The following is a 16,782-nucleotide window of genomic DNA, read 5'->3' on the forward strand; positions in this document are numbered from 1 at the left end:
CTTTTACGATAGCGCTTACATAACTGTTTGACCTTCTTTCTTCTTCCTATTGGACTTTCACCTTTCAGTCTCTCCCTTACCTCCTTCTCTAACATCCCGCTCTGGAGCACGCGTGTGAAATCCCTTGGTATTCCTCGCTCCCGGGTGTAACCATCGTATTATGTTTTCATGTCGATGTCCCTAAGTCCATCTGCTTATGTTTGGGCTGCGAAATAAAAAAAAGATGGACCCGAAAACTCAGGGTCCATCTCTTTGTATGTGAATATAATGCCGACTTCTAGGCTTAGTAAGCCAGTGTAAACAAACCGTTGATGTGGGACAGGTAACGCATGTTACTTGCTTCTTTCATCAAGGTTGCAGGCAGACCCTTCAATTGGGTCTTGTTAGCACCAATGGTACCGATGGCATCTTTACGTCCCAAGCTGCCGAGCGTACCGGAGAATACCGGTGTGAACGAAGCAGGTACGCCGCCATTCAATTGAGCGAAGATGTTGTAGCCGATCAGCTCGCCCATTTGCCATGCCAGCTGTGCTGTTGGCGGGTACGGACGACCTTCCGGTCCCATAACAACCGCGCTGTCACCAGCTACGTATACGTCAGGGTGGGATGCGGATTGCAGGAATTCGTTAACAACCGCACGTCCGCGGTTGACTTCGATGCCGCAGTTAGCCACAACGGAGTTGCCTTGTACGCCGCCAGTCCATATCAATGTGCTGGTTTCGATCGTGCTGCCATCTTTCAGTTCAACGGTTGTGCCATCCATTTTGGTAATCGGCAATCCGGTCAGGAAGTTCACGCCGCGTTTTTGCAGGCTTGTTGTTGCGCGGTCAACCAGTTCTGCAGGGAAGCCCGGCAGAATGGAAGGAGCTGCTTCAACACAATAAAGTGTGATTTCTTGTGGATCGATGCCGTATTTGCGAGCCAGCTCGCTTTTCATATCGGCATATTCACCAACAAGCTCAACGCCTGTCAAGCCGCCGCCGCCAACAACGATGGTAGCGTCCGCTTTGTTTTTCGTTTTGCTATATTCCGCAATGCGGGACTCCACATGAGCACGCAGACGGTTAGCATCGTTCACGGACTTCAGGATGAAGCTGTTCTCTTGCAATCCCGGAATGCCGAAGAAGGCCGTTTCGCTGCCCAGTGCGATAACCAGGGCATCATATGTGAAGCTTCCGCCGTCATCAAGGGAAACCGAACGCTCATCCGGCTTGATTTCCTTAACGTTGCCGATGCGCAGGTCAACATTCGCGCCGCGCAGAAGCTTATCGAGCGGCAAAGCTACTGCTTTCTCTGCGATGTTGCCTGCTGCCAGACGGTGCAATTCCGTAATGATCTGATGGGTTGGGAAACGGTTGATCAGCGTGATTTGTGCACCAGCACCAAAATGCTCGCGTGCAGAAAGCGCACTAAGCAAGCCGCCATAGCCTCCGCCCAAAATTAAAATATGTTTAGACATGACCATCCTCCGTTCTTCGTATGATTTATGGATTAACGCTTGTTTTGTTGGTCGCGCTCGTTAAGAACGTCCAAAAAAGCCTGAGCATAGCGAAGACCCTTTTGAACCTGAGGATCTTTCAGCATTTTCATCAGACCAAATACGCCGATCTGAGCTTGGTCGCCTTGAGCGTGTACACGGTCTCCGGCTTCGATAGCTGCAGATGCAACGCTTTTCGCTGCTGTCGTGACCGGCTTCGCGAATCCGCTAAGGGAAGCCATAGTGTCTTCCGCAAGCACGGGATCCGTAGCTACGGATTTACCGAAGTCATAAGCTTTAGTCATGACGGTCAGCATTTCTGCAAGTTTTGGAAGATTGTCCACGAGAGTTGTGAGGGATTCCTGAACCTCGGGCTTGAGCAGTTGTTCGAGCAGCACATCAGGACGGCTGGACGCCGCAGCTTCTTGGTTTCCTACAACATTTTCCGGAGTTTCGGACGGCTGTGGAGAAGATGTTTCTGTCATAAAGAATTGCCTCCTTTTCTTTAAGTGAATTCCCAAGATGGACTTGGCGACGATCGAACCGGTTAGCTTTAATTTTGGGATAACCGGTATCTATTATGCATCACTTACAAAAGTGCGAACTTATGGGTGACTCACTATCGCCAAAAATAAAGCAGGGGAAAGCTTCCCCCTCCTTTATTCTGAAACAATCTTAGGGATTGTGATAAATATCTCTAAGTACTAGTCTATAACTTGTGAAGCATAATTACAAACATAAAATGCAATTTTCGACTACAAAGTTAGAACGCGATATTCGCTTTCTTCATATGTCACTCTTGTAACAGGGCGGCCGGAAAAGTCAAGCGCTTCCCGAAGCGGAATCCAAGCGGTACCGCCGATTAAATGAACATCCGAAGACACCGGTTTGCCCCCTGTTTGCATGGGGAATAGCAAGCCGCCCACCGGGTCTGCTTCCCAGCGATTCCCTGCCAGCGTCACCTGCACGGTCTTGTTGTGAGACTTCCAGGACACGCTTCCGCCGAGCCGCTCCACCAGGGCGCGCAACGGTACCATCAACCGACCGTCCACCATTTTGTATTCCCCTGCCGCGAACGCAGTCTCCATTCCTCCGAATTCCACGGCCAGCGTTCGCCCAGTCTCAAATAGCGCGGCGTTGGCTGCGACATGCTCCTCAATCCATTGCTTTGAAGGCTGTGAAACCTTACGTGCACTCTGCTGGGCACGAAATTGAACGGGCTGGATTTCCGGAGATAGTACATCAAAAGCATAGCCTTGCTTTTTATAATAAGAAATGATGTCCGGCAGAGCCTTTACGCTTTCGGTATGCCCTCTACCGTCATGAAGAAGCACAATTGCCTCATTGCCGTTCACTTTCGTGGTTGCCCCTTTTACGATGTCTTTAACCGGGACGTCTCGATACCTGGAGTCGCCGCTGTCGACGTTCCAATCGAATACATGATAGCCCCCCTGCTTCATGAATTGAAAATAGGCTTCGTCAAAATGGCCGGCCGTTCCCCCGGGAGCTCTGACCAGTTGCGGTCGTTCCCCCGTAATTAAACGAATGATTTCCTCCGTTTTCTTAATCTGTCCCCAGAAATCCTGAAAATGCCCGTAGAGCTTGTCATAACGATGATCATATGTATGATTCCCGATCACATGGCCTTCCTCATAGATGCGGTTAATAATCTCGGGACGGGTCTCCGCTTCCTTACCCAGTACAAAAAACGTGCCTTTAATTCCTTCTCGCTTCAAAATATTCAGCACATCAAGCGTCAAATCCGATGGGCCGTCATCAAATGTCAGGTATACCGTTTTGTCACTTTGTTTCTTATATTGAACAGGTGCGGCGTTCACGGCCGATGTATTCTTGTATGCAGTCGTGACGATAGGCTTGCTTGCCTCTTCCGGCTTCACCTGTATATCTTGCCCAGTTACTGTCATTGGCACTGCTGCCAGCGGAGCCTGTTCCATATATATGTCAGTCGGCTGCTGGACCTCAAGCCCCATACCGATCATGATGAGCACTGCCAATACGCCGAAAAATACCGCAATTGATGTTACCCGCACCATATTTTTCATTATCAACTCTACCTCCATCGTTTCTATGAGTTCGGCTTCCTGATAGATTATATGGAGGGTGTTTCAAAAAAAGACTAGAATTTGAGTAAACTGAATTCATTATTCCTCTGGTCTTATTTATTAAAAAAAGGTCCCTTATCATGCCTGTCCAGGCATGCTGAGGGACCGTTCTTCATATAGCTATGACAGCACGGCTGTGAGAACCGCTTCGACATGACCTTTCACTTTTACTTTCCGCCACTCGCCTGCAAGCTTCCCCTGCTCATCAATCAAGAAGGTAGAGCGTACAATACCCATATACTCGCGGCCGAACATCTTCTTCATCTGCCATACACCAAACATTTCGCTTACCTTGTGCTCTTCATCAGAAATGAGCAAATAGGGAAGGCTATGCTTATCAATGAATTTGGCATGGGATTTCAGTGAATCCGGGCTAATCCCGATCACCACTGCGCCAGCTTGCACCAACGCACCATAGTTGTCCCGGAAGCTGCAAGCCTCCTCGGTACAGGTTGGGGTCATATTTTTCGGATAGAAGAACAGCACGACTTTACGTCCGCGAAAATCGCTTAATGCTACCTTCTCCCCGTTCGAAGCCGGAAGTGAAAAATCCGGCACCTGGCTTCCGACTGTCAACTGCGTTTGATCTACGATAAGGCTCAACTCCTACTATACGGACTTTAGTCCCGAAAATTGATTGTCTTTTCGAAAAAAATTATAATAGAATGAATGTCGAATGTTCAAATGTTCTATCGAATTTTATTCATCAGCGTAATCCGAAAGGAAGAACACAATGACCAAAAAAACAAAGAAGACGATGATATGGAGTGTCAGCCTCATCCTCGCCGCTATTATTGGTTACGGCATTTATTATGCGGCGTCGTTCTACGACGGCTTGCAAAGTCTTCAGAAATCAGGTGATTCCTCCCCTTTTCGCGAAATTGAAAAGGTAGATGCCAAGGTTCCTGCGCCACCCGAGTGGGAAGGAACCGAGACGGTTAACATTCTGCTGATGGGCGTTGATGCACGCGGTTTTGAGGAAGGCGAAATTCCTCGTTCCGACAGTATGCTTGTTGCCTCGATTGATCCGGTGAAGAAAAAAATGCACTTATTCTCTATTTTGCGCGATACTTACGTAGAAATACCCGGATATGACCGAAACCGAATCAATACGGCCATCACGCACGGCCCGAATACGGCCATGAAGGCTGTAGGCGATCTGCTGGGCATTCCGGTTCAATACTACGTCTATACGGATTTCCAGGGTTTCATGAAGCTGGTTGATTCCGTCGGCGGGGTTGATTTCTATGTTGAGAAGGACATGAATTATTCCAGTAAAGCAGACAAAAACGAATACGACATTGAATTGAAGCAAGGCATGCAGCATCTGGATGGCAACACGGCGCTGCAATATGTCCGGTTCCGCTATGATGCGATGGGCGACTTTACCCGCACCGAGCGGCAGCGCGAGCTTTTGAAGGCCGTAGCCAAGAAAATGCAGACCACCACGTCCATCATGAAGCTTCCGGACATTCTGAAGTCTGTCAGCCCATATATTGATACCAATCTCGATGTCGAGGATATGTGGAAGCTTGCGAACGTTGCCTATAAGAGTAAAATGAGTGGCAGCGAACAGGTTCCTCCGATGAAACTCCTGAAGGAAGAACATATCGGCGGTGCTGCCGTTCTAACGGTAGGCAATCCGGATACGCTGAAACAGTATATCCAGGACATATTAAATCCGCCAACGCCTGACCCTGAAACCCAAGGCAGCGAAGGAACGGACAACAATTCTGAGACCCGTGGTTCTGAGAACAACGATTCTGAGAATGGTAATTCCGAAAGCTTCACTGCCCCATCTGCAACAACGGATCGTAACTAATACACTTACAGCAAGCAGGACAGGACGCTACGTCATTTTAGCTTCCTGTCCTGCTTCATGAAGAAAGGAAGTTTTACTATCATGTCAACATCAAGAAACCGTTCCGAAACTCTGTATCAAGAAGCGCTTCAGCATATCGTAGGCGGCGTAAACAGCCCCTCCCGTTCCTTTAAAGCCGTAGGCGGTGGTGCCCCCGTCTTTATGAAACGCGCAAGCGGAGCCCACTTCTGGGACGAGGACGGCAACCGTTATATCGATTACTTAGCGGCTTATGGACCGATCATAACCGGACATGCCCATCCGCATATTACGGCTGCAATCACAGCAGCAGCTCAAAACGGCACCCTTTACGGGACGCCGACGGAGCTTGAGATCACCTTAGCCAAAATGCTGAAGGCCGCCATTCCGTCCATGGATAAGGTGCGTTTCGTCAATTCCGGCACCGAGGCAGTCATGACGACGATCCGGGTTGCCCGCGCCTACACCAAGCGCAACAAAATCATCAAGTTCGCAGGCTGCTACCACGGCCATTCCGATCTTGTCCTCGTGGCAGCAGGCTCCGGCCCTTCCACGCTCGGCATTCCGGACAGCGCCGGGATCCCGGCCAGCATTGCGACGGAAGTCATTACCGTTCCGTTCAACGATCTGGAAGGCCTGCGCGCTGCCCTCGACACATGGGGCGATGATGTGGCTGCCGTTATGGTGGAGCCGATCGTCGGCAACTTTGGGATGGTGATGCCGAAGCCGGGTTTCCTCGAAGGCCTATGTCAGATGACGCACGACAACGGCTCGCTAGTCATCTATGACGAAGTTATCAGCGCTTTCCGCTTCCACTACGGATCTACCCAAACCTATGCGGGTCTGGCCAATCACGAGGCGATTCAGCCGGATCTTACGGCTCTTGGCAAAATCATCGGCGGCGGCCTGCCAATCGGCGCCTATGGCGGCCGTAAACACGTGATGGAACAGGTCGCACCGCTCGGCCCTGCTTATCAGGCCGGAACTATGGCGGGTAATCCCGCCTCCATCGCAGCCGGAATCGCTTGCTTGGAGGTTCTGCAAGGCGAAGGCGTATATGAAGAAATGGAGCGCTTGACCATCAAGCTGACGGAAGGTTTGCAGGCATCCGCCGACCGCCACGGCATTCCGCTCACAATCAACCGCATCCGCGGCTCCTTCTCCACTCATTTCTGCGATCATCCGGTCACGAACTATGACGAAGCGCAGGACACCGACGGTGAAGCCTTCGCTGCATTCTTCCGCCATATGCTGGACCGCGGCGTGAACTTGGCTCCTTCCAAATACGAGGCCTGGTTCATGACCACCGCCCATACGGATGCTGACATCGAGGCTACGCTTGAGGCTGCGGAGGAATCATTTAAGGCCATGAAGAATTAATTTAAATACATTCAACATCGGAAAAGGAGACTTCCTCATGAAAAAGCGCTTGAACAAGTTATAACATGCTCCATATCCATGCCAGGCTTCTACGGTCCGGATTCGTGGACCTCCTGACCTGTCCGATTCGAAACATGAGTCATCTAAATATGAATTCGGAGGCTGGATAACATGAGAAGCGAACAAGAAATGATGGATTTGGTATTGGGCTATGCAGCCCGCGACGAACGGGTTCGGGCGGTGACCCTGGAGGGCTCCCGAACGAATCCCAATGTGCCTAAGGATATTTTTCAGGATTACGATATCAGCTTTCACGTAACGGACATGGACAGCTTTATTCAGGATCCGAACTGGATTGACGTTTTCGGGGAACGGTTGATTCTGCAGACGCCGGAAGACATGGCCTTATTTCCCCCGGATCTTGGAGGCTGGTTCTCGTACCTGATGTTATTTACCGACGGCAACCGGATTGACATGACCCTGATTCCCATTGAGGAGAAGGAGAAATACTGCAAGGAAGACAAACTGATCCAAATCTTAATGGATAAAGATCAGGCCTTCCCCCGGATTCCTACTCCGTCCGACGAGGATTTCTGGGTACAGCGTCCGTCCGCAGCCTTCTTCGAGGATTGCTGCAACGAGTTCTGGTGGGTATCCACGTATGTAGCCAAAGGCTTGTGGCGGGAAGAAATACTGTATGCCCAAGACCACCTCCACAACATCATGCGGCCGATGCTGATGAAAATGTTGGAGTGGCAGGTGGGTACCCAGACCGACTTCTCGCTCAGCGTGGGCAAGAACGGCAAGTACTTGAAAAACTACCTGTCTGCGGACAGCTGGAACGAGCTGATGTCCACCTACCCTCGCGGAACCTACGAAGAGGTGTGGAAGGCGCTGTTTACGATGGGAGCGCTGTTCCGCAGAACCGCGCTGGATGTCGCTGAACAGCTGGGCTTTGAGTACGATATGGGGCAGGACCACCGCGTAACCTCCTTTCTGCAGCATGTCCGGCAGCTGCCGGCGGATGCGAAGGCGATCTATTAAGATTGCGGGAAGCTTCGGTTCCTTGATTCCAAATATCGAATCAGGTAGCCGTGCTCGAAGAGGATTGACCACAGGTCCAAATCAAGTCCCGATTGCTAAGGAAATGAATCAGCAAATAGAGACGCCGCTCCGGCGTCTCTATTTTTGTGATACAGAATTCTCTCCAATCCCGTCCGGGGCAGCGGCTCCCTTACTCCAACCCGATTTTGCCGAATGCTCTCTCCTGCAAACTATTCAATCCGGTTGTCACATTTGTGCTGTGTCCAAACGTAATACAGATTGTAAAGGGGTGAAACCACTTGGAGGAACCAGCATTCCATCAGATCGTTGCTGATGTTTTGAGGGGAGAGATCGACAAATATGAGCTGATCATGAACCGTTGCCACAAAGCCATCTTCAACTATTGCTATCACATGCTTGGCGACTATGCCGAAGCCGAAGATTGCACCCAGGAAGCTTTTTTGAAAGCTTATCGCAATCTATCTAAATTCGAACCGGACAAGCCCTTCGAAGCCTGGCTGTACCGCATCGCCTCCAACCAGTGCATCGACTACCTCCGCAAGCGAAAGCTATCCCGATACCTCCCCTTTCTGTATCAGAAGGATCAGGATAACAGGCATGTCGATCAGGTCATCGAGCACAAATACTACAATCCGTCCGTGCTCCGGGCGCTGGCCAGGCTGACCGCCGAGGAACGGAGCCTGCTCATCCTGCGCTGCGTCGAGGACAAGAGCTATCACGAGATCAGCCTTATTTTGCAACAAAACACGACCTATCTTAGGAAAAAATTTCAGCGGGCCGCAGCCAAGTTCCGCAAACATTATGCCATGGCCGAGGGGGAAGAAACGAATGAGCATGGACAACGACCAGGACCTGAAACCACTCTTTCAAAGGGTTGAGCCGCTCGGGACGGTCCTTCAGGAACGCATCATGAACCAAATTCGGGAAAAACAACTTAAAAAGGAGCGATTTTTCGTGAAATACAAAGTAAGCATTCTCTTGATGGCCGGCATGCTGCTTACCGCGTCGACCGGATTTGCCGCGGTACAGTACCATTCCTTAACCAACAGCAAGGGAGAAGTTCTCTATGAGGAGAAATCGAGCACCGAAGCCCCTCATTCCAAGTACAGCAGCTATACGGAGGATGAAAAGAAACGCATTCATATGATGAACGAAGTCTGGGTGAACGACATCAAGCCCGGCGAAGCCGCCATCATCTACATTGTGCCGAATAATCCGAACCACGTCATTGATATCAAATCCAATCCGCACTCCGTCAAGGATTTCGTCAAGCTGCAAAGCATGGTGAACGTGCCCGGTTTGCCGCTGGCCAAGGAGCTCTCCGGTTCAGGCACGTATACGTTCAAAAACGCCAGCGTGCACATGGAGCGCGAGACTAACGTGAACCCGCTGACCGAGCAGGAAAAAGCCGACATCGCCAAAAAGCTGCTTGAGAAAGCCAAAACCTCCGGGAAGGACTACGCCCTGATGCCAGTGAAGTTCACCGATAATTTCTGGCTTTCGACGGTATATTATACCAGCGGCAACAAGAAAGTCTCCCTTACCATTCTGAATAACGAGGACCACGGAAGCGTGACCTCCTATTGGGACGAGAGCATGGGCATGACCAGCCGGAAAATCGAGATCAACGGGCAGGACGTGCTGCAAAAAACGTGGAACGGCGGAAGCTCGGCGCAGCTGGACTGGGTCTATGAAGAACCAACCACCGGACATCACTACATGCTTTCGCTCAACTCTACCAAGGTTGACATCGCTGCCGAAGAGCTGATCCGCATCGCAAAGACGATCATTCCGAAGGCGGATTCCAAATAAGCAGCGTTATGTTACTTGGCTTAAGGACATCATATTAGCCAATCATTATACCAATATGGCTCTTTTCTCGTAGGAACGCTGTAAAAAAGATAAATAATACAAAAAAAGTCGCCTGTGGCGGTCTCGGGATCCGGACACGAATCAGGCGGCCGTGCTTGAGAAGGGCTGACCTCTCGCCCGGCTTTAGCAACTATTGCCAAGGATATGAAAAAGCAAAGAGAGACGCTGTTTTCGGCGTCTCTCTTTTTTGTGCTGCTGAGTTCTCCCCAATCCCATCCGGGACAGCCGCCCCCTTACTTCTGCACGATCTTATCGAAGAAATTTTCCTGAACCAACTTGGCTGTTTCGTCCAGCTGTTTCTTGGAATCCGTGCCTTCCTTCGAGAACGATTCTTGCACGACATTGGACATCGCCGCATAATAATCCTGCGTTCCGAATTGCGCTTCCGGTTTGCCTTCCAACAGGCTGAAGAGCTGCGGATCATATTTGTAGACATTGTCGTACTTATCGTAGATGGCCTTCACCTTCGCGGCATACTCGGAATCATCGCTGAAATATTCAAGCGGCGTCGGTACAAAGTATTTACCTTCGGCTTTGCGGGCATTAATCGTATCTTCCACCGATTTCAGCGCATCATCCGTAAAATAATCAAACGTGATGTAACGGAATGCCATTTCCTGCTCTTCCTTCGTGGCATTCGGGTTGATGACCAAATAATTTCCACCCAAAATGCCGTGATGCGCTCCGCCTTTCTCCATCGCAGGCATCGGATACGCAAGCACATCCTCAGGCTTCATGCCTCCCTCGTTCAATGCCGGCTGGATCACGTCAAATGCGCCAGCAATAACCATTGCCGTACGTCCCTGCTGGAACGAGCTGACGGCATCGCCCCAACCGAGTGCCCAATCCTGCGGAATAGCATTCGCTTCCCATCTCAGCTTCTTGTAGAAGTCCAGCGCCTTCACGCCGGCTTCCGAGTTAAACACCGCCTTCACTTTGCCGTCCTCGTTCACTTCGATATCCCCGCCGGCTTCGAACAGGAAGTTGGTCCAGTTCCAGCCCGCTTCATTACCCTTGCCCATCGGCGCGATTCCGGATATACCAGCCTTCGGGTCCGCAGCGCCTTTAGCCGTGTTGTACATGTCGTCCCATGTCCAATCCATCGGCGGGACGGGCACGCCCTTCGCGTCCAGCAGCTTCTTGTTCACGATCGTTGACGTGATATAACCGTTCTGTGTAACGCCGTACACCTTGCCGTCCACGATGAATTGATCCTGCAGCACGGGATTCATGTCATCCTTGTACTCCCAGTCGTTCCAGAACTCCGTAATGTCGGCCACCCAGCCCCGCTCCACGAGCAGCTGTGCTTCCGTAGCCCAAGTGTTATAAAACGTCGGTGCTTCGTTCGAAGCCATCTTGACCCCAATTTCGTTGACGCTGTACTGCCAGTCGTCCTTCACGATGGTCACGTTCGGATATTTCGCCTGGAAACGGGCGATTTTATCATCCTCCTGCTGACGCAGCGTCGTGTCATCCGGCAACGGATAGTGGATCTTAATCGTTATCTTTTGATCCGCGATATCCTCTTTCGGTTCCTCTGTCTGCGTTGTAGTCGTTCCGCCCGAATTGGCGGTCCCTCCGTCTTTATTGCCGACCTCCGGTGCTGCTTTGCCGCCGCCGCATGCTGCGAGCAAGGAGCTGAACAGCATAAGGCAGATCAGTAGTGCTGAGAACTTGCGCATGGATACTCCCCTTTTCCTTATTGAAATGATAATGTCCGTTTCTATCTCCATCATAAAATTGAAACCTGAAAAGGACGATGTGCATTCATATGACGATCATGTGCAGGGCTACGATGGTGTGGTGTACACGCTGCCCTACCCTTTAACGGCCGAGAGACTGACACTGCGCATAATGAATTTCTGGAACACCAGAAATACGAAGATCGGCGGCACCATGACCATGAAGAGAATCGAGAATTTTATGCTGCTGTCCAGGCTCCTTGCGTTTATGACATACTTGTAAATGGCCGTAGCCAGCGTGTACTTGTCCTGCGTCTGCATAACAAGCGACGGCCAGAACCAGTCATTCCATGCCGTGGAGAAGATAAAGATCGCCAGCGTTGCGAAGATCGGAACGGACAGCGGAATGGCAATCCGCAGGAAGCTGCTCAACTCCGAAGCGCCGTCGATGCGCGCTGCCTCGAAGATCTCCGGATGAATGCCATCGAAGAAGTTTTTGATCAGCAGGAAGAAGTAAGCATTCGCTCCGGCCGGCAGCCAGAAGGCCCAATAGGAATTCAGCAGCCCAAGCTCCTTCAAATTGACGAAGTTCGGAATCATGTAACTCGACGCCGGAATAAACAAGGTCATGAGAATGAAGAAATAGATGGCCCGGTGATAGGGAACTCGGATCCGGGATATGCTGAATGCCGCGAGGCCCAGTACCAGAATCGTCACTAGCAGATTGCCGCCAAAAATAAGCAGCGTATTCTTCAGAAACATCGGCAGATCGATGTATTCCCACCCCTTCGGGAAGTTATCCCAGTGCCATTCCGACGGGAAAAAGCGTGGCGGAAACGTGTTGATCTCCTGATTGCTCTTGAGCCCGTTAAACATCGTCATGCCGATCGGATACAGCATCGTAAAGACCATCACCGCGATGCACAGCACCATAAACCCGTATACCGCCTTGTTCCACGGTTTTCTCAAATCCGATGCGGACAGTATGCCTCTCTCTTTCATCCTAGTACTCCTCCCTGTTCATCTTGAATTGCAGGATGCCCAGCAAACTCAGCACCAGAAACATCAAAATGCCCATGGCGGTTCCTGCCCCGTAATCCAGCTGGTTAAAGGCGTATTTTACGGTTAGAAGCGCATAGGTGAGCGTGGCCTTGTTCGGTCCGCCATCCAGCATCGCAAGCTGCGACTGATACGCCTGCGAAGTGCCGATCAGCTGCAGAATCAGCATGAGCATAATCAAATTGCGCATCGAGGGGAGCGTAATGTATTTAATCCGGGCCCATACGCCCGCACCGTCGATTTCGGCGGCTTCATACCAATCCTTCGGTATGCTGAGCACGCCGGCCAGATAGATCAGCATCGCAGAGCCGAATTGCTGCCAAGTCTCCATAACGACAAGCGACACCATGGAGAACCGGCTATCCGATATAAACGATACCGGTTCTGCCCCGAAGAAGCCGGACAGGGCGTTGATCGGACCTACCGGATCATACATCCACCTCCACATGCCGTAGAGCACGACGCCGGGTACGACAAACGGGAGATATGCTGCAATCCGGGCGAAGCCCTGGAACAGCTTCAGCTCCGAGATGGCAATGGAGGCCGCGATGGGCACCCAGAAGCCGATTACCAGCGTTAACAGCATGAAATATAAAGTATTTCGAACGGAAAGCAGCAGGTCGGGATTGCTTAGCACCTTGGCATAATTATCGAACCCGACGAAAGTGTTTCCTTTTACGAAATCGATATGAAAAAAGCTGTAAAAAATCCCTTTAAAGATTGGCACCCACAAAAAGACGATAAAGATCGCAATCGCCGGAACGAGGAACATATATCCCCATATGTACTTCTTCCATAGCGGCTTGCGCTTGTGCTCCTGTCGGGTGCGATGACCGGGCTCTATCCGAGCCTGGCCTTGCGGCATTGCCGTTTCTTCCATCTGACTCCCTCATTCCTTTATTAAATGTCCAGCTTTAATTGTAAAAAGGAAGGGGGTCTTACAACATGTCTAAAACTATGTGAAGTATAACCGTTCTTACTTCTTTAGCTCGCTTGGGCTGACACCGTAATATTTTTTGAAGATTTTGCTGAAATGCTCCGGGGATTCATAGCCGACTCGCTCGGCGATTTCGTAACGGCGGAGATCCGTGCTCAGGATCAGAGACCTGCTCTCCTCCATCCGCAGCTTCACGACATACTCCCACAGGCTGCTGCCGGTATATTTTTTGAACAGATAACTCAAATAGTTCGGACTCACGTGATTGTTCTTGGCTACCTCGTGAATCGTCAATCCCTTCTGGCGATAATGCTCCTCGATATACTGCCTCGTATTCTCGACGATCCGGTTGCTCTGGCTTGAGAGCATCTCTTGCGACGTCTCCTGGGCATAGTTGTGCCAATTGAAATCCCCGTAATAAAACACGTGGAAATCATGCAGCTGCTCGCTCCACAGCATCGCTTTGTCCGCCTGACGGCTGAGCACACTCAAAAATTCAGGCCCTCTCAGTATTTGACTGATCCCCACGGTACAGCTACGTTTCAGGTACAACTCCACATGGTGGTGCAGGCTCCGGCCAATCATCTCCAGATGGTGGATCTTGCTGCTCGCATTCTCCTCCATCTCCTGCTCGCTCCATTGGAGGATGATGTTGATGTCCCGCTCCGGCGAATAGAACACGAAGGTGTGCGGCTCCTGCTCCAGCAGCTCCTTGGCGATATTCAGCGCGGCATATTGAATCAGGCTTATATCTTGCCTGGAAAAAGAAGCGCTGCTGTCTTCCGTTAGGCCCAGCTTCATCTTGATGACCGCAAAATAAGGACCGATCAAGCCCAGTTCCGATTCGTCAGGACCGGCTAGTCCCGGCTGATCCGGCTCTGTGGAGAGCCGTTGGTTCAGCCGCTCTATTCGTTCGGACGGAGGCTCCTCCATCCGAAAATGCTCGTTATCGGCCATGAGAAACGACTCCACCTGTGGCGCCGGTCGGTCCATCTTGAGCAGCACACTGCGGACCGAATCCAGAAATTGCTCACTGTTCAGTGGTTTGATCAAATAATCCTTGGCTCCAAGCTGGAGCGCCCGCTGCGCATATTGAAATGTTTCATGGGCTGAAATAATGATTGTCTGAACCCACGGCTTCACAATCTTCGCCTGCTGCATCAGCTCGATGCCGTTCATCTCGCCCATCTGGATATCGGTGACCAGCAGATCAATATCCCCCATCCGTATGTAATCCAGCGCTTCCTGCCCGCTGTAAGCCGTGGTAATCCCATCGATGGCGAGGCCCGAGGACGTTAACAGCCCGGCTAAGCCCTTGCAGATCAAAGGTTCGTCATCTACCACCAAAATGTTATACATCAGGAGACCTCCTGTCCGGTTGTGGTAATGGTTGCAACTTCTGTTCGGGGAATCGTAATCGTCACACGGGTTCCCCCTTCTTCTCTTGGTTCATATTCCAGCCCATAGCAGTTTCCAAAATGCAGCCGGATCCGCTCCTGGATATTGCGAATGCCGTAGCCCAATGAAGGATCCTGAACTTCATTATGGAGCAGTCTATGAATAGACTCGTAGTTTACGGGACGGAAGCCGTTATCTTCGATGACGATCCGATAGCATTTATCCTCCAGATGGCCTGCAATCCGGATGATTCCGTCCTCGCCCATATTTTTAATGCCATGAATAATCGCGTTCTCCAGCAGTGGCTGCAGCGTAATCTTCGGAACATGGTTCACCAGCAAGGACTCGGGAACTTCCCAGCGGACGGTAAACTGATAGTCGTAACGGTTCAGCTGGAGATTGATATAAGCCCCCGCATGCTCAAGCTCTTCCCCAAGCGTGATCAGATCCCGTCCCCTGCTGAGACTGATCTTCATTAATTTGGACAAATCCTTGATCATCTCCGCGGACTCGGTATTGCCTTCCATCGTGCTCTTCCAATAAATGCTTTCCAAGGTGTTGTACAGCAAATGGGGGTTTATCTGCTGATAAAGCAGCTGCAGCTGCGCTTCCTTCTGCTTCAGATCCATACGGTATTTGTAGTGGATCAGATCATTCAATCGGCGGGCCATGTCATAAATCGTGGAGATGAGGACACTGACTTCATCTTTTCTGCGCCGATAGGGGGTTTCCGGCACGACGTTCCCCGGTTCGTACCTTCTCACGAAGTGCGCCAGCTTTTGGAGCGGGGTCATCAGTGACTGCCAGAAGTAAAAAACGATAATGAGGCCCACGGCAAAGTAAGCGATGGAGATGACCTGAATGACGCGCTTCATTTCGCTTTGCTGGGCGAGCAGCGTTTTGACAGGCACCTTGTAGACGAGCTTTTGCTGGAGCACGTAGTTATAATCGATGACATAGATAAAATCAGACGTGATCACGTCCATGACGCCGATCGTGGAATGGCCCGGATCCGCTTCGGGCGGCAATTCCAGCTTGCCCGCCATGTCCTGTACCGACGAGGTCAGAATATTATCGTTCCAATCCGTAAAATACAACTCCCCATCCGGTATCGAAACCGTCGATAACGACTCGCCGATCCGCGCGTCCAAATTCGTGACCACCAGAACGCCGATGGTCCCTCCCCTATAAATATTGTTAACGGCCCTCACATAGCTTAAGGTCTCTTGATCCTGCCGCCCTTGTACTGGCGGGGACAGATTCGCTATCCGCTTGAGATATCCGTTCCCTTTCATCGCCACGGCCTCATCGAACCATGCCGGCTTCTCCTTCTCGTCGGAGAAAAAATACACCCCCGCTTTTCTGCGGTCAGGGTAATAGGGAGCAAAGAAGTAGCTGTTGTCCGGGTCATACACATAGAGCGAGTAATAGACCGGTTCGCGTTCATCCGTCTCTTGGGAGAAGGACAACAGCATCTTTTCCAGCCGCTCGTAGTTTTTGACGCGCGCAAGAACGGTGCCCTCGGCAAAGGGATCCAACTGCTGGATCTGCGAGTTTTGGATGACCGTGGAGGTCACTTTGTTAACGGTTTCAATATCACGGTTAATCAGCTTGAAGTTCTGCTTGTTCAGTTCGATATAAGCATTAGTCACATGACGCTTCAGGATTTGACCGGCCATGGAATTCCCGTAGGCATTTAGCGCAAACAACGGGATGACCAGCACCAGAAACAGCAGAATCATCTGCTGTTTGATGTTCATGCGGCCCAGCGGATTTTTGAAGCGGTTCTTCATCGGTCCTTGCACCTCCGGCTTTCTCAAGCATAGCAACAATCCAGCAGCACCAGCGTAGTCATTTCTACGGAAATGATGCGTATTTTTACGATGAGGCAGGAAGTCACAAGTTCAACTATTAGCCTCGGGACAGACGATTTCCTGCTTACTGCCGTA

The 16,782-nt window shown here is 50.9% G+C and carries 14 protein-coding genes; 5 read left to right on the top strand and 9 right to left on the bottom strand.

Translation table 11 applies throughout. The features are described from left to right. Positions 1 to 283: 283 nt before the first annotated feature. From J7E85_RS18760 to bcp, 4 genes are all read right to left on the bottom strand, one after another. Positions 284 to 1,459: an NAD(P)/FAD-dependent oxidoreductase gene (locus J7E85_RS18760; protein ID WP_215160346.1), complete on the bottom strand. Its 1,176-nt coding sequence runs from the start codon at positions 1,457 to 1,459 to the stop codon at positions 284 to 286. Between the two features lie 32 nt (positions 1,460 to 1,491). Next, positions 1,492 to 1,962 carry a DUF1641 domain-containing protein gene (locus tag J7E85_RS18765; RefSeq protein ID WP_076325876.1) on the bottom strand — a complete coding sequence of 157 codons (471 nt, stop codon included), beginning with the start codon at positions 1,960 to 1,962 and terminating at the stop codon, positions 1,492 to 1,494. Between the two features lie 270 nt (positions 1,963 to 2,232). Next, positions 2,233 to 3,540: a polysaccharide deacetylase family protein gene (locus J7E85_RS18770; RefSeq protein WP_215160348.1), complete on the bottom strand. Its 1,308-nt coding sequence runs from the start codon at positions 3,538 to 3,540 to the stop codon at positions 2,233 to 2,235. Between the two features lie 180 nt (positions 3,541 to 3,720). After that, a complete protein-coding gene (gene bcp, locus J7E85_RS18775) occupies positions 3,721 to 4,203 on the bottom strand; it encodes a thioredoxin-dependent thiol peroxidase (RefSeq protein WP_215160350.1) in 483 nt (160 codons plus the stop codon). Between the two features lie 130 nt (positions 4,204 to 4,333). On the opposite strand from bcp, the gene J7E85_RS18780 reads away from it, so the two are divergent. The 5 genes from J7E85_RS18780 (at position 4,334) to J7E85_RS18800 (ending at position 9,697) form a co-directional block, all read left to right on the top strand. Beyond that, positions 4,334 to 5,422, top strand: coding sequence for an LCP family protein (locus J7E85_RS18780; RefSeq protein ID WP_215160352.1), 1,089 nt, complete (start codon positions 4,334 to 4,336; stop codon positions 5,420 to 5,422). Between the two features lie 81 nt (positions 5,423 to 5,503). Then, entirely contained in the window at positions 5,504 to 6,820 is a 1,317-nt protein-coding gene (locus J7E85_RS18785) for a glutamate-1-semialdehyde 2,1-aminomutase (RefSeq protein ID WP_215160355.1), read from the top strand. Between the two features lie 171 nt (positions 6,821 to 6,991). Then, positions 6,992 to 7,864 (top strand): aminoglycoside 6-adenylyltransferase, encoded by an 873-nt coding sequence (locus tag J7E85_RS18790; protein WP_215160357.1) that lies wholly within the window; start codon positions 6,992 to 6,994, stop codon positions 7,862 to 7,864. A gap of 299 nt (positions 7,865 to 8,163) precedes the next feature. Next, positions 8,164 to 8,763 (top strand): RNA polymerase sigma factor, encoded by a 600-nt coding sequence (locus tag J7E85_RS18795; protein ID WP_215160359.1) that lies wholly within the window; start codon positions 8,164 to 8,166, stop codon positions 8,761 to 8,763. Beyond that, on the top strand, positions 8,714 to 9,697 hold the full coding sequence (locus J7E85_RS18800) for a DUF4367 domain-containing protein (RefSeq protein ID WP_215160361.1): 984 nt from the start codon (positions 8,714 to 8,716) through the stop codon (positions 9,695 to 9,697). The genes J7E85_RS18795 and J7E85_RS18800 overlap by 50 nt, the downstream gene beginning before the upstream one ends. A gap of 293 nt (positions 9,698 to 9,990) precedes the next feature. Here the strand turns inward: J7E85_RS18800 and J7E85_RS18805 are convergent, their stop codons facing one another. The 5 genes from J7E85_RS18805 to J7E85_RS18825 form a co-directional block, all read right to left on the bottom strand. After that, entirely contained in the window at positions 9,991 to 11,439 is a 1,449-nt protein-coding gene (locus tag J7E85_RS18805) for an ABC transporter substrate-binding protein (RefSeq protein ID WP_215160363.1), read from the bottom strand. 135 nt (positions 11,440 to 11,574) lie between these two features. Further along, positions 11,575 to 12,441, bottom strand: coding sequence for a carbohydrate ABC transporter permease (locus J7E85_RS18810; RefSeq protein WP_215160365.1), 867 nt, complete (start codon positions 12,439 to 12,441; stop codon positions 11,575 to 11,577). 1 nt (position 12,442) lies between these two features. Next, a complete protein-coding gene (locus tag J7E85_RS18815) occupies positions 12,443 to 13,378 on the bottom strand; it encodes a carbohydrate ABC transporter permease (protein WP_215160367.1) in 936 nt (311 codons plus the stop codon). A gap of 96 nt (positions 13,379 to 13,474) precedes the next feature. Beyond that, positions 13,475 to 14,794 carry a response regulator transcription factor gene (locus J7E85_RS18820; protein WP_215160369.1) on the bottom strand — a complete coding sequence of 440 codons (1,320 nt, stop codon included), beginning with the start codon at positions 14,792 to 14,794 and terminating at the stop codon, positions 13,475 to 13,477. Next, positions 14,794 to 16,626: a cache domain-containing sensor histidine kinase gene (locus tag J7E85_RS18825; protein ID WP_215160516.1), complete on the bottom strand. Its 1,833-nt coding sequence runs from the start codon at positions 16,624 to 16,626 to the stop codon at positions 14,794 to 14,796. The genes J7E85_RS18820 and J7E85_RS18825 overlap by 1 nt, the downstream gene beginning before the upstream one ends. Positions 16,627 to 16,782 lie beyond the last annotated feature (156 nt).

It is taken from the genome of Paenibacillus sp. ISL-20 (assembly GCF_018613005.1).
Taxonomy (GTDB): domain Bacteria; phylum Bacillota; class Bacilli; order Paenibacillales; family Paenibacillaceae; genus Paenibacillus_AQ.

What these genes read in the sequence shown, in the direction of transcription:
- J7E85_RS18760 (WP_215160346.1), bottom strand. Translation starts at nt 1,459, where the DNA reads ATGTCTAAACATATTTTAATTTTGGGCGGAGGCTATGGCGGCTTGCTT.
- J7E85_RS18765 (WP_076325876.1), bottom strand. Translation starts at nt 1,962, where the DNA reads ATGACAGAAACATCTTCTCCACAGCCGTCCGAAACTCCGGAAAATGTT.
- J7E85_RS18770 (WP_215160348.1), bottom strand. Translation starts at nt 3,540, where the DNA reads ATGAAAAATATGGTGCGGGTAACATCAATTGCGGTATTTTTCGGCGTA.
- J7E85_RS18780 (WP_215160352.1), top strand. Translation starts at nt 4,334, where the DNA reads ATGACCAAAAAAACAAAGAAGACGATGATATGGAGTGTCAGCCTCATC.
- J7E85_RS18785 (WP_215160355.1), top strand. Translation starts at nt 5,504, where the DNA reads ATGTCAACATCAAGAAACCGTTCCGAAACTCTGTATCAAGAAGCGCTT.
- J7E85_RS18790 (WP_215160357.1), top strand. Translation starts at nt 6,992, where the DNA reads ATGAGAAGCGAACAAGAAATGATGGATTTGGTATTGGGCTATGCAGCC.
- J7E85_RS18800 (WP_215160361.1), top strand. Translation starts at nt 8,714, where the DNA reads ATGAGCATGGACAACGACCAGGACCTGAAACCACTCTTTCAAAGGGTT.
- J7E85_RS18805 (WP_215160363.1), bottom strand. Translation starts at nt 11,439, where the DNA reads ATGCGCAAGTTCTCAGCACTACTGATCTGCCTTATGCTGTTCAGCTCC.
- J7E85_RS18810 (WP_215160365.1), bottom strand. Translation starts at nt 12,441, where the DNA reads ATGAAAGAGAGAGGCATACTGTCCGCATCGGATTTGAGAAAACCGTGG.
- J7E85_RS18815 (WP_215160367.1), bottom strand. Translation starts at nt 13,378, where the DNA reads ATGGAAGAAACGGCAATGCCGCAAGGCCAGGCTCGGATAGAGCCCGGT.
- J7E85_RS18820 (WP_215160369.1), bottom strand. Translation starts at nt 14,794, where the DNA reads ATGTATAACATTTTGGTGGTAGATGACGAACCTTTGATCTGCAAGGGC.
- J7E85_RS18825 (WP_215160516.1), bottom strand. Translation starts at nt 16,626, where the DNA reads ATGAAGAACCGCTTCAAAAATCCGCTGGGCCGCATGAACATCAAACAG.